Source organism: Nostoc spongiaeforme FACHB-130, assembly GCF_014698475.1.
GTDB lineage: Bacteria > Cyanobacteriota > Cyanobacteriia > Cyanobacteriales > Nostocaceae > Nostoc_B > Nostoc_B spongiaeforme.
Window position 1 is genome coordinate 105779 of the sequence record NZ_JACJTB010000016.1, and the last position, 11700, is coordinate 117478.

Below are 11700 nucleotides of genomic sequence, written 5' to 3' on the forward strand. Positions count from 1 at the left end.
ACAAGCCCAAGCTAGTGAAGCTCAATTTTTACTTTTTACTTTTTACTTTTACCTTGTTCGGTCAATGGTTTTTAATTCCATATCCCTACACATCTTCTAATGGATGGCGATAGCCATAAAAGTTAATACTATATTCTGTAATTTTGATACCCGTTTGTTGTTCAACTTGACGTAACAATTCTTCTGGCAATTCTATATGTACATCCAGAATTTGATTAGTATCAAGACAATTGACATGGCTGTGAGCGTCGCTAATGTTGCCATATAAGCGACCATCACAGTGTTCGATACATTCAATAATGCCTTGACTGGATAAGGCTTCTAGGTTTTGATATACAGAGGTATGACCAATGTCTTTGCCTTCTTGGTTGAGGCGATCGTAAATTTCTCTTGCAGATAGATGCTCATTTGCTTGCCATAGCAGTTCTAAAATAAAACGGCGCTGGCGACTAACGCGCATACCCAGCGTTTGACACCGATCTAGCGCATCTTCTAGAGAACGAATTGGTTTTTTAGCTATTGTTGGTTTTTCCATATTAGATTTCGCTAAGTATTCAGGAAATTGGTGATTTCCAGGTTTATTTTTGTTTTTTGATATAAAAAAATATTATATGATGCTTTTTCTTTCTAACTGTGTTGTGGTTAGCGATCGCTCAATAACTATCACTCTCTAACAACGGTATTTACAGCTTGTTTAGGGTTGATTCATCATCTTCCTCGCTAAAGCAAACTCATTACAACTTTAGCTTAAAATTCAAATTAATGTCTACCTTGGGATAGGTGTAGTTTATATGACGCAACATAATGCCGTTGCACTGGGCATCCTACCCTGTGTAAATAACTAATTTAGGTAAAATTTTAATCCTCTCTTTTCAACGAAAATTGACCTAAAAAAGCTGTAAATCTTGTCTAGATAATGCTTCTAGCATTTAAATAGACAAGCATCGAAAAAAGAGCGAGTATAATCGATGACTGACAATTTAGTTATCGCTAAAAGGTTATCCATGTCAGATCAATTTACGTTTACCGTTACCAATCAAACCGATCTAGCCATTACAGAGTTGTGGGTATCTGTTGATGAAGATGAGTGGTTGCCATTCACCTTGAGCGATGAGGGAATTCCATCAGGTGAAACCACAACAATTGTTTGGGCTGAATATACCAATGATTCACCTTGTGAATGGTACATATCTGCCGTATTTGAAGATGAATCAGAATCTGATTCAGCCTTATTTAACTTTTGTGAAGAACCAGATTTAACAATTGGTTGAAGAAGAATTCAGAAGTCAGAATCAATGAGTGAAGGAGAAAAACCTGACACTCATTGAGATTTATTGTAGTAATTCACCATTTATTTATTCGCGGCTGCGTACAGAATTTATGCTGAATTCTTACTCCTGACTCCTGAATTCTATTTTGATAAAACTTACACCTTTACCAACTAGTTATAGCCTGTGCGATCGCTTCTTTAGCAGCCGCTAATGATTGTTGACGAGCATCATCACCTAAGTTGAGGCTGTCAGCATGGATAAATGTGACATCAGTTAGACCAATAAAACCCAAAATAGCGCGGAGATAAGGTTCTTGATAGTCGTAAGCCGCAAAGGGTGTACCTGGAGGAAACGAACCACCGCGAGAGGTAATAATTAATACTTTTTTACTGCTATCAACTAAACCTTTATAGCCGTTGGCATCAATTCCAAAGGTACGACCAACACGCACAATTTGGTCAATATAAGCCTTGAAAGTAGAAGGAATATTCAAGTTATACATTGGTATACCAAAAACATAGCGATCGGCAGCCAAAAACTCATCAATTAAACTATCTGAAAGCTGAATCGCCTCCACTAGTTCGGGTGTGCGTGCATCAGGTGGTGTAAAAGCAGCAGCTATCCATGATTCATCTACATGGGGGACAGGATGATGACCCAAATCTCGGTAGGTAACTGTATCACCAGGGTGAGAATTTTTCCAGGATGTCACGAACTCATAAGTGAGCGATCGCGAAATAGAACGCTCACCACGAGGACTAGAATCAATGTGTAGGATATTTGCCATAAATAAAGCCTAAAATCAGATTATTACTCAATTTGTTGGGTTGAAAGAGCGGTAAAAAAGGTGACAATCGAAATCTACGTCAGCACAGATATAGAAGCAGATGTCCCGATTCCTGGGCTTCATTCCATGCTCAGTATTGGCTCGGCAGCTTATACCGTAGATAAACAATTAATCGCCACTTTTTCGGCAAACCTGGAAACCTTACCAGGCGCAGCAGGCCATCCCAAAACTATGCAATGGTGGTCAAAACAGCCAGAAGCTTGGGAAGCCTGCCGAATCAACCCTCAACCACCAGCATCAGTGATGCAAGCATATTATACTTGGCTAACAGCATTACCCGGCAAACCCATCTTTGTTGCCTATCCCGCAGCCCCTAACTGCCTGCTACTGAAGCAGGCGGTACAAATTTTATCCCATATTTTGTTATGGCAAGAGCGATCGCATTTTCTCAGGACTTACGCAAAAATTCGCAAAAAGCTTAATTTATCGTAGACGCGAAGCGGCTTCCCGCAGGGTACCGCCAAGTCGCCGAGAACGTCAAGAAATCGTAGAGTCTGCGTAAGTCCTATTTCTGTATCTTCAGGATTTAATTTTCCTAAAAAAATCCCTTTACCAAAAAAAAATATGAAGAGATAGGGCTGTCGTAGTAGAGTTATTGTCTTCCCAAACGACACCTCAAAAACTAGGATTCTGCCCATCCCAGACATCATAAATTGAGATATATTTACTCTCCTATTAGTATCCTCATAATTGCTATTTTTCTAAAAATTGAGATTGTTAAATATGAAAGAATAAAAGTCATAATCGCTGTTAATGGAATACTATAAATAGGATGTGCATGAAAACCACTAAGTGAAAAACCAAAATAGCCATCTTTCAAAAGGCTTAAAAAAACTGGATGAACTAAATAAATTCCTAAACTAGCCGAACTGAATGAGCGAATTAACGATAACAATATTTTACAGGACTTACGCAACTGGCACAAAGAGCGAGTAGGGCTACGCCTTACCTCGTGACAATTCAAATCAAACCAAGCACATAAGAATACTTGGGCGTTTCAGTTGCTGAATTAAATATAAGACAAGCAAATTATGCTTGATTTGATAAATAGTTTGACCAGTGGTATAGGCTAAATTCTTTAACCTAACCCAAACTAACATTGCACAAGCAATATGATTTCTTTGGAGTCTAGCTTTTCGACATTGACAAGATTCAATGCCAGTTAGTTGTTTAATCTCTCTGTGAAACTCCTCAATTTTCCAACGAATTTTATACACCTTTTGTACAACATCCGTGGAACTTTGAGATAAATCGTTAGTGGCGATATAATCCGTTCTGTTGGTAGAAACAGTAACCCGGAATAGTTTCACTTTTTTATTAGCTGGGAATCCTTTAATTTTGATTATCTTACCACAGTCTAATTCTTCTTCACCCCAATCTAATAATTCAATTCGTTTATATTTTTCTAGCCCAAATGTATCATCAACTAACCGATTATCTTTTAAAGGGCAATAATAAATTTTGTCGCTTGCATCAATATAAAGCATTAAACTGTGTACGGCATACCATGTGTCCATCAAAACAGTATCAAATGGTAAAAGCTTATGATAAACAAGGTTTTGTAGCATATCTTTCACGTGGTCTATCTTGGTTTTACCATCGGCATCAGGATTAAAAATGCGGTAATCTATCACCCAAAATTTTTGAAGAGTAGGGTTGACATACACACAGCTAACTACACCAATTCCTTTGAGGACACCATGCTCATTACCACTATATTGTTTTCTGATTATTTCTATTTCTTCAGAATACCTTTTATCTAAAACGCCATCATCAAATATTATGTAACCATTCGCATCAAGCTCAACTACTTCTTTTACGTTATCCCATAGTAACCGAGGTGTTAATTTTTCGGTTTTCAAATAATAGTTAATTGCATCATGGCTAATACTCTCTAAATGCTCCGCCAAATTGGTAATTGTATAATTAATTTGACTACTTAGGGTGTGTCATCAATTAGATAAACTGGAATCAAAACTGTTGAAGAAAACATAAATAACAGAAAAAGGATGACACACCCTAGGAAGACAAAGCTTTTGGAATCGGATTTAATTAATACTTATGTACTATAAACTAGCGATCGCATTGTGCCAGTTGCGTAAGTCCTGTTTAGACTTAACAAAATAGCCTGTCAAGTTAACCAGACTACAATAAATGCAAATATTAGCTACGCACCTCGACAGAATTTAGATGTTTTTTCTTAGCAATACAAATGAAGCTCAGGGAAAAAATTATTGATATCTGAATCAATCATCCTGGAATTGCTGTTATCGGCAAACTTGATGGTGATAATACAGCAGATTGCCGGATGATAGATATCAATGCTAAATATGTAATACTTAGTATAATGATTGTTAGTAAAACTAACTATTAACCCTCTCTAATGGCTGGTTACAGTCAGGTAATTTTTCACCTTAAAACATCAGACCAAAACCAGATATCAAGATGATGAAAGAAATATCACGTCGCCAATTTATCACCACCGCCACTTTAACGACAGGCTTTGTTGTAGCAGTGCAGCCTGTGTTTGCTAAAGTAATTACCACCGATAGCAAGAGCTTAACGGCGGGTGCGGTGAAAATTCCGGTTAAAGATGGCGAAATTCCTGCTTATAGAGCCGTACCCAAAACAGGGAAAAATTTCCCAGTGGTTTTGGTAATTCAAGAAATTTTTGGTGTCCATGAGCATATTCAAGATGTTTGTCGTCGCTTTGCCAAGTTGGGGTATTTAGCGATCGCACCAGAATTATTTGTGCGTCAAGGTGATGTGTCAAAATTAAGTAACATAGACGAAATTCGTCAGGTAGTAGCTAAAGTTCCTGATGCACAGGTGTTATCAGACCTAGATGCAACAGTCAACTGGGCAGTAAAATCAGCCAAGGGAAATGCCAAAAGAATCGGTATTACAGGCTTTTGCTGGGGTGGTAGGATCACATGGCTCTATGCTGCACATAATCCCCAAGTCAAAGCAGGTGTAGCGTGGTATGGCAGACTTGTGGGTAATTCTACAGAACTCACACCCAAACATCCCGTTGATATTGCTTCCACATTAAAAGTACCTGTCCTGGGACTATACGGCGGTAAAGATACAGGCATACCTGTAGATACAGTAGAACAAATGCGCGATCGCCTCAAATCCAGTAACAGCAAATCTCAAATTATCATCTACCCAGATGCACCCCACGCCTTTTTTGCAGATTATCGCCCATCTTACCGCGAGCAAGAAGCGAAAGAAGGCTGGCAAAAACTCCAAGCATGGTTTAAGCAACATGGCGTTTAATATCATGTCCAGTCAAATACTACTTTATTATTGATAAAGTGATTCGTTCAGCAACACGTCAAGAAGCCCCAGATAAACCTGATAGTTTACTAGATCCTGATGCGATCGCCCAAACTTAGCTCAACATTCTTCGTCAACCCCGCAGTGCTTGGACATGGGAAGTATAATTATGTCCTTGGGTGGAAACATTTTAGTACAGCAAATGAACTGTTATCAGCCGCATTTACACAAAAAATTCGCTCTTGCAGAGTTCAAATTGTCACAACTAGTTACTGACTTATTCACTTCATTACCGTCATAAATATTTCTGTTTTGTATCCTACACATCTTAACAACAAGTAATTTCTAGGGTAAAAGTGGATACAGCGAAGAATTATAAAAAATCATTGTAAAAATAGTATGAGTGAATTAGCGGTAATCAGCTTTAATGATAAATATAAAGCAGACGAAATGCTACTAGAACTACTAAAACTGGAACAAGAGCATTTAGCTGATTTAGAAGATGCAGTTGTCATCACAAAAAATGCACAGGGTAAGATCAGGGTTAAACCCTATCATGATTTAGTCAAACCTGGTGATCTGAGTAATGAACTTTGGGGTGGCATCATTAGTGCAACTTTTTTTCATCGCTCTCTTACCATTAAAGAAAGTGTGTTTGATAGTAGTTTTTTAACCGAAGTTGAAGCAGCTTTAACCCCTAATTCATCGGCTATATTTGTTTTGGTTAATTATGCCGATCCCGAAAAAATAATTGCAGAATTTCATCGATTTGCAGGCAAGTTAATTAGAATAACTCTGTCTAAAGAGCAAATTGAATGTCTAAAGAAAACTCCTCAAAAAGTCTAACTAATTCTACTGGAAAAGACTAGAGATGAAATTGTCTAACGATGTTTGCGGTTACAATACAACACCAAAAATACAAATAATCCTAGTCCCGCAAGATATTTAATTGGGTCTGGTACATTGGGATTAGGCGAAAAAAAGCCTTCTATTGTACCAGCAATAATTAACATAGGTACAATCCCAAAAACTAATTGTGCTGCTTGAAAACTATAGAACTTTAACGCATCACCACGGCGATATTTACCAGGAAATAAAATTGCTCTAGCTAATAATATACCTGCACCACCAGCAAAAAATATCGCAGGTAATTCCAAAGCGCCGTGGGGAAAAACAAACGCCCAAAACGGATAAGCTAAATTATTTTGACCGACTAAAGTACCAACAGCACCAATTAATAAGCCATTAAACACCATTAAATAAGTTGTGTATAATCCCGCAGTGATTCCCCCAGCAACCGCACCAAAAGACACCGAAAGATTATTAATCATGATGCTGCTGGATGCTAACGGTTCAACTCCCACAATCGACCCCATCCATAATTTATGCTCATCCCGTACCTGAGAAATTAAGCGTTGTGGCACTACCAATGACATAAAGGTTGGGTCTTGCCAAGCATACCACCAACCGACCACTGCCCCCAGCAAAAACAAACCTGTAGCCAAAGCAATATAGGGAAATGTCTGCTGCACAACTAATGGTAAACCCCAACGGTAAAATTCCAGCGCCGCCCGCCATTCTTGTCGCCGCGAACCTTGGTAAATCTGCGTGTAACCGCGAGTTGTTAAAATTTGCAAACTTTGGATTAAAGTTTGACCAATTTGTTGTGTACGGGCGCGGGCTAAATCAGCCGTTACGGAACGATATAAACTGGCTAATTCCCTAATTTCCCCAGCGTTTGTAGATTTCAGTCCTTTTTTTTCTACTTGCTTTAATAAAGCATCCAAACGCTGCCAATTTGGTTCTCGGCGGGTAATCCATCGTTGAATATTCATAGAGTAAGGGAGTAAGGAGTAGCTTGGTAGAAGGGAAGGGGGATGAAGGAGACAAGGGGGACAAACTATAAATTGCATCTTCATCAAGAAATGATATGAGCAATTAGGATTCATTTTCTAAAATTTAGTCACCAACTCAGCCTAAAACTTCGATTATGTCTACATTTCTTAATTACGAATTACAAATTACGAATTACGAATTGCTCTAACCTACCTTAAGATAGCCACAAATTCACAACTGTACTTTCAAGGAAATTTGGCATCATGTCGGGAAATATTGGTTCTCCAAGTCCTATGCAACCACTCAGCGTGGGAAATGTTGTCAGTGCAGGTATACGGCTATATCGTTCTCATTTGAAAGATTATTTTTTATTGGCATTGAGGGCTTATGTCTGGGTATTGGTACCTATATATGGCTGGGGAAAATGTTACGCCCTCATCTCGCTGATTTCGCGCTTGGCGTTTGGCGAACTAGTTAATCAGCCAGAAAGTATGTCATCAGGCGAACGCTTTGTCAATTCTAGAATGTGGCAGTTTTTGTTGATGATGTTGTTAATGGGTTTTTTAGGCTTAGGTGTGGTGTTGGGAGTGGCTATTGTATTTGCGCTGTTTAGTTTTTTGTCAGCAGCCTTAATTGGGGGATCTGGTCAACAGGCAAATCCTGCTAGTGTGATTTTATTGGTTGCGATCGCACTTCTCGTCGGTATTGGAATTTTCCTAGGAGTTTTTTGGTTTTTAACTCGATTTTTCTTGGTTGATGTACCTTTAGCTATTGAGGAAAATATTGATGCGACATCATCTATTAGCCGTAGCTGGGAGTTAACCGAAGGTTATGTGTGGCGGATTTTATTAATTTCCTTTATTACTTTTTTAATTACCATCCCAATTCAAATTCTCGTGCAGATTATTACTAGTATTATTCAGGTTGCTTTTTTGGCCATTAGTGGAGACAATTCTGGATTATTTGCACTGCTTTATTTTGTTGTAGTTCTGGCTTTAAGTTTTACTAGTAGTGCGGCAATTGTACCCTTATGGCAAGCAATTAAAGCAGTGATTTATTACGACCTCCGCAGCCGCCGTGAAGGGTTAGGCTTACAATTACGCGATCGCGAAATCTAAAGTAAAAATATTATTTATGCACTTTTTTAACCGCGTTAAATTCCGCACTCCCGAAAGCGTCGAACTAGAATTTACCCTCGCTGGCATAGGAAACCGTGCTTGGGCTTTACTAATTGACTATCTAGCATTAGCTGTAATTATCTTAGTGTGCATCTATGTCTGGATTTATGTATCTGGTCAGTTAGCTGATATTTTGGAACAACAAGAGGCTATTAGTTCGCAAATAGGACTTTGGCTAGTTGCCATTACCTTTTTACTTCTCTTCGGAATTTACGTCGGTTATTTTGTATTGTTTGAAACCTTATGGCAAGGGCAAACCCCAGGAAAACGCTTGGCAAAAATTCGGGTCGTACGAGATGATGGTAGACCTGTTGGGTTAGCACAGACAACTTTACGCGCCTTACTAAGACCTTTAGACGAATTTTTCTTTCTGGGTGCTTTTTTTATTATCTTTAGCCTCCGTGAAAAACGCCTGGGTGATTGGGTCGCTGGTACAATTGTGATTGAATCTGCAATAGCCACACCATCGGCAACATTCACAATCTCAGAACAAGCAAAGTCACTGTATACAGAATTGCTAGATATTGCTGATTTATCGCAATTATTACCAGATGATTTTGCCGTAATTCGAGAATACTTGCAGCGACGTGGAGCAATGGCAACCAAATCAAGAATCGACCTTGCTTCTAAGTTAACTCAACAAGTAGCAGCCATCGTTAACTTAGATAACTTGCCAGCAGTTGCTCCTGATATCTTTTTAGAAGCTGTTTATTTAGCTTATCAACACAAAGAATTTTAGTCTTTGCTGAACCAGTAGCGGCGACTGATAGGTATAGAAAATCAAAGTTAAAATATTGTATATCTTCTAGCCGCAAACATTCTAAAAATTAAGAATTTACAGCAAATCTTCCTCAGATAGCTCGGCTATTTTCATCAATGCTCTCAAAGTTCCAACTTTTAAATCTTGATTGCGGTGAACAGGAATTGACAATATTTGTTCTACTGCTGGGTTTTCATAGATATGATGGCTACCAGTAATTCTTCGCAAAACCCAACCTTTCTGCTCTACAATCTTACAAAGTTGCTTACCAGAAATAGATTTCAGGCGTTGCATAAATGCGGGATGAATTGAGACTTTTGTACAAAGCAAAATATTGATTCTTTGCGTCTTCGCGCCTTTGCGTGAGACAAAAATCATCCCACTAATCAGCAACGCCAGATTTCATATAGCAATTTCAACAATCTGATCTGTTGACCCAATTGCATTACGACTGTTAGCAACATCCAACCAACCTTCAATCGCATCCTTTAAATTAGCCATCACCTCTTCCATTGTTTCTCCTTCAGTGATACAACCAGGAAGCGCGGGAACTTCTGCCCAATATCCACCTTCTGCTGCTGGATGAATAATTGCTCTAATTTTCATACACTTGTTCAGTTAGTTTGTCAGAATATACTAACAGGCATACTTGTTGTCACTCAACTGTAGGGAAGGCGATCGCGCTACATTCTTAAAACTGAGACAATAGCCTATTATCTGTGTTTAGGTTTCTTTGAGATACGAAGTTGTGTTTAAGTCAATAATTCCACTGATTAAGAATCACGAATTGATTATTAAGTATGTATTCTGCTGCTTCCAAATTAGCGATCGCCTTGACGATTAATTGATAACTCATATTTTTGGTAGCATCAGAATTTTGATAAACAGCCAAAATTCCTGAATGTATTGGGTTGGCTTGATGCAATTCCTGGAAGTCATCGCAGTTGCGTGTAAGTAGGATTCGCTGATTTTGCCTAGCGTAATCTAGTACGACTGAATCGGGACGATTCATTAAACCTACAGTATTAACTGTGACTACATCGTGACCTGCTGCTTGCAGAAGATTAACTAAATATTTTGCTTGGGAGTCCTCGTCAAGCAGCATTCGTAGACTCAAGTGAAACTCCTTTTGCTTCTAAGCGATGACGTTCTTCGTCGGTTTCTAACTTCAGTAGTTCTTGATGACTCTCACAGTAACTAATCACTTCATAAATAGCAGATATCGGTAAATCCCAATTTTCGGCTGCTTGTTCTGGTGACATCTGATTTGCAATCATATCTTGCCAAACAGTAGAGGCAAGTAATTTACGCCCTTTAATGTAAAGTTGTTTACGCCAAGCATGAGGACGTGTAACTAGATATTGCCAGTTATCCATCTGAGGCGTGTCTTGTAGCGATTGAATTACAGCACTAATAAGTGCAAGGCGATCGCTCACAGGAAGTTTACAGGCTTCTTCCTTTAGTTCTTGCAAGGACATAAGAAAACGCTCGAACAGGGTTTGGCATCTCAATTTTAGTATACTAATTTTCCATCAAGTTGTACTGCTTCCACTTTAGTTCTCAAAAGAGACTCAAAACTATCATTACCTTCCAAAAGAAGTACAAATTCCTTTAAAGTAAAAAGTACGATTAGCTTTTGATTGAGTGCTTTTTTTATATCAATAATTGCTGCATCCGTATAACCTGATTCAGAAATGAAAATGCCACGAGCATCACTCCTCAAAAATATTCGCATCATATGCTGTGCTACATCTCCAGGGCTTAATGCTTCTTTGCACCATTTCATCTCGACTAAATACAAATGGTTGTTAACCTCAATTGCACCATCAATTTATTGAATTATTCCTTCGTTATTTTCTCCAGTTATAGTGAAGGATTCTCTCACCAAAATATTCTCACTTTCAAAAAAAATATTTAAAATACTTTCTAGTTCTTTACCTCGCTTTTGAGGATTAGTTTCCTGATATAGCGTGATTAATTCAAACTTAATTTTTTCTCGTTTCTGTCTCTTAGATTTTAGTGCATCTACTCTTGCTTGCTCTTCGGCTTGACGTTTTTTCCTATCTTCTTGAAGATTTGACTCAATCACTTGCTGCATTCTGGTAAAATAGTCTTTAACGTTGACTATCTCTCTCACCTTAGCGACTAACCCCATAGCTAGTATTTGATCGTTATCCCAACACCTAGAAAAATCCTCAAACTCAGTAACTATTTTAACAATTTCCCTTCTTTCACGCAGTGCATCCTCTCCAGCTTCGTTAAGTCTAACTAATGTTCTACGAGCAATTTCATATTTGTTAATACTGCTTGGATCTTTCTGAAGTTGTTCGCTGATATCTGCTAAAATTTTTTGGCTAACTCCTGCACTGGAAAAAAATATTAAAACATCTTTCTTGCTCTTACAAAGTTTGGGAATACGCCTTATGTGAATGAAGCCAGAGGATGCTGTTCAAAAGTAAGCACATCAATACCAAAACGCTGACGCAGAAAAAGGCGTAGAGTATGACTGGTGATTTTAGCGGCAACATG

General features: G+C 38.4%; 17 protein-coding genes and 1 pseudogene. 6 read left to right on the forward strand and 12 right to left on the reverse strand.

The window, feature by feature from the left end:
* Window positions 1-85: 85 nt before the first annotated feature.
* Window positions 86-535 (reverse strand): Fur family transcriptional regulator, encoded by a 450-nt coding sequence (locus tag H6G74_RS14345; RefSeq protein ID WP_190968301.1) that lies wholly within the window; start codon window positions 533-535, stop codon window positions 86-88.
* 433 nt (window positions 536-968) lie between these two features.
* Here H6G74_RS14345 and H6G74_RS14350 point away from each other — a divergent pair, with 433 nt between their 5' ends.
* A complete protein-coding gene (locus H6G74_RS14350) occupies window positions 969-1271 on the forward strand; it encodes a hypothetical protein (RefSeq protein WP_242051227.1) in 303 nt (100 codons plus the stop codon).
* A gap of 163 nt (window positions 1272-1434) precedes the next feature.
* On the opposite strand, the gene H6G74_RS14355 is transcribed toward H6G74_RS14350, so the two are convergent.
* Entirely contained in the window at window positions 1435-2058 is a 624-nt protein-coding gene (locus tag H6G74_RS14355; protein WP_190968302.1) for an FMN-dependent NADH-azoreductase, read from the reverse strand.
* Between the two features lie 60 nt (window positions 2059-2118).
* On the opposite strand from H6G74_RS14355, the gene H6G74_RS14360 reads away from it, so the two are divergent.
* Complete coding sequence (locus H6G74_RS14360) at window positions 2119-2550, forward strand: 3'-5' exoribonuclease (protein WP_242051228.1); 432 nt, start codon at window positions 2119-2121, stop codon at window positions 2548-2550.
* Between the two features lie 232 nt (window positions 2551-2782).
* Here the strand turns inward: H6G74_RS14360 and H6G74_RS31825 are convergent, their stop codons facing one another.
* On the reverse strand, window positions 2783-3082 hold the full coding sequence (locus H6G74_RS31825; protein WP_390849878.1) for a hypothetical protein: 300 nt from the start codon (window positions 3080-3082) through the stop codon (window positions 2783-2785).
* A gap of 1 nt (window position 3083) precedes the next feature.
* The gene (locus tag H6G74_RS14365) at window positions 3084-4049 is read right to left on the reverse strand and encodes an IS701 family transposase (protein ID WP_190968322.1); all 966 of its coding nucleotides are present in this window, start codon (window positions 4047-4049) and stop codon (window positions 3084-3086) included.
* A gap of 517 nt (window positions 4050-4566) precedes the next feature.
* Between H6G74_RS14365 and H6G74_RS14370 the strand changes: the two genes are divergently transcribed.
* Both H6G74_RS14370 and H6G74_RS14375 read left to right on the forward strand, forming a co-directional pair.
* Window positions 4567-5397, forward strand: coding sequence for a dienelactone hydrolase family protein (locus H6G74_RS14370; protein WP_190968323.1), 831 nt, complete (start codon window positions 4567-4569; stop codon window positions 5395-5397).
* A gap of 399 nt (window positions 5398-5796) precedes the next feature.
* On the forward strand, window positions 5797-6243 hold the full coding sequence (locus H6G74_RS14375) for a DUF1269 domain-containing protein (protein WP_190968303.1): 447 nt from the start codon (window positions 5797-5799) through the stop codon (window positions 6241-6243).
* 35 nt (window positions 6244-6278) lie between these two features.
* On the opposite strand, the gene H6G74_RS14380 is transcribed toward H6G74_RS14375, so the two are convergent.
* Complete coding sequence (locus tag H6G74_RS14380; protein WP_190968304.1) at window positions 6279-7232, reverse strand: stage II sporulation protein M; 954 nt, start codon at window positions 7230-7232, stop codon at window positions 6279-6281.
* Between the two features lie 264 nt (window positions 7233-7496).
* Between H6G74_RS14380 and H6G74_RS14385 the strand changes: the two genes are divergently transcribed.
* Complete coding sequence (locus H6G74_RS14385; RefSeq protein ID WP_190968305.1) at window positions 7497-8351, forward strand: DUF975 domain-containing protein; 855 nt, start codon at window positions 7497-7499, stop codon at window positions 8349-8351.
* Window positions 8352-8367: 16 nt separating this feature from the next.
* The gene (locus H6G74_RS14390) at window positions 8368-9150 is read left to right on the forward strand and encodes an RDD family protein (RefSeq protein WP_190968306.1); all 783 of its coding nucleotides are present in this window, start codon (window positions 8368-8370) and stop codon (window positions 9148-9150) included.
* Window positions 9151-9246: 96 nt separating this feature from the next.
* Here the strand turns inward: H6G74_RS14390 and H6G74_RS14395 are convergent, their stop codons facing one another.
* The 7 genes and pseudogenes from H6G74_RS14395 to H6G74_RS31900 all read right to left on the reverse strand — a co-directional run.
* Window positions 9247-9456: a type II toxin-antitoxin system HicA family toxin gene (locus H6G74_RS14395; protein ID WP_190968324.1), complete on the reverse strand. Its 210-nt coding sequence runs from the start codon at window positions 9454-9456 to the stop codon at window positions 9247-9249.
* Between the two features lie 117 nt (window positions 9457-9573).
* Window positions 9574-9777 (reverse strand): type II toxin-antitoxin system HicB family antitoxin, encoded by a 204-nt coding sequence (locus tag H6G74_RS14400; RefSeq protein WP_190968307.1) that lies wholly within the window; start codon window positions 9775-9777, stop codon window positions 9574-9576.
* A gap of 151 nt (window positions 9778-9928) precedes the next feature.
* Window positions 9929-10276, reverse strand: coding sequence for a DUF5615 family PIN-like protein (locus tag H6G74_RS14405; RefSeq protein WP_190968308.1), 348 nt, complete (start codon window positions 10274-10276; stop codon window positions 9929-9931).
* On the reverse strand, window positions 10266-10649 hold the full coding sequence (locus H6G74_RS14410; protein ID WP_190968309.1) for a hypothetical protein: 384 nt from the start codon (window positions 10647-10649) through the stop codon (window positions 10266-10268). Before H6G74_RS14410 ends, H6G74_RS14405 begins: the two co-directional genes overlap by 11 nt.
* Before the next feature lie 35 nt (window positions 10650-10684).
* Window positions 10685-10957 (reverse strand): hypothetical protein, encoded by a 273-nt coding sequence (locus H6G74_RS14415; RefSeq protein WP_190968310.1) that lies wholly within the window; start codon window positions 10955-10957, stop codon window positions 10685-10687.
* Between the two features lie 45 nt (window positions 10958-11002).
* Entirely contained in the window at window positions 11003-11326 is a 324-nt protein-coding gene (locus tag H6G74_RS14420) for a hypothetical protein (RefSeq protein ID WP_190968311.1), read from the reverse strand.
* Between the two features lie 266 nt (window positions 11327-11592).
* A pseudogene (locus tag H6G74_RS31900) lies at window positions 11593-11700 on the reverse strand (IS982 family transposase); the annotation flags it as partial.

Coding starts and splice junctions, on each gene's coding strand:
- H6G74_RS14345 (WP_190968301.1), bottom strand. CDS start 535: ATGGAAAAACCAACAATAGCTAAAAAACCAATTCGTTCTCTAGAAGAT.
- H6G74_RS14350 (WP_242051227.1), top strand. CDS start 969: ATGACTGACAATTTAGTTATCGCTAAAAGGTTATCCATGTCAGATCAA.
- H6G74_RS14355 (WP_190968302.1), bottom strand. CDS start 2,058: ATGGCAAATATCCTACACATTGATTCTAGTCCTCGTGGTGAGCGTTCT.
- H6G74_RS14370 (WP_190968323.1), top strand. CDS start 4,567: ATGAAAGAAATATCACGTCGCCAATTTATCACCACCGCCACTTTAACG.
- H6G74_RS14375 (WP_190968303.1), top strand. CDS start 5,797: ATGAGTGAATTAGCGGTAATCAGCTTTAATGATAAATATAAAGCAGAC.
- H6G74_RS14380 (WP_190968304.1), bottom strand. CDS start 7,232: ATGAATATTCAACGATGGATTACCCGCCGAGAACCAAATTGGCAGCGT.
- H6G74_RS14385 (WP_190968305.1), top strand. CDS start 7,497: ATGTCGGGAAATATTGGTTCTCCAAGTCCTATGCAACCACTCAGCGTG.
- H6G74_RS14390 (WP_190968306.1), top strand. CDS start 8,368: ATGCACTTTTTTAACCGCGTTAAATTCCGCACTCCCGAAAGCGTCGAA.
- H6G74_RS14400 (WP_190968307.1), bottom strand. CDS start 9,777: ATGAAAATTAGAGCAATTATTCATCCAGCAGCAGAAGGTGGATATTGG.
- H6G74_RS14405 (WP_190968308.1), bottom strand. CDS start 10,276: ATGCTGCTTGACGAGGACTCCCAAGCAAAATATTTAGTTAATCTTCTG.
- H6G74_RS14410 (WP_190968309.1), bottom strand. CDS start 10,649: ATGTCCTTGCAAGAACTAAAGGAAGAAGCCTGTAAACTTCCTGTGAGC.
- H6G74_RS14415 (WP_190968310.1), bottom strand. CDS start 10,957: ATGAAATGGTGCAAAGAAGCATTAAGCCCTGGAGATGTAGCACAGCAT.
- H6G74_RS14420 (WP_190968311.1), bottom strand. CDS start 11,326: ATGGGGTTAGTCGCTAAGGTGAGAGAGATAGTCAACGTTAAAGACTAT.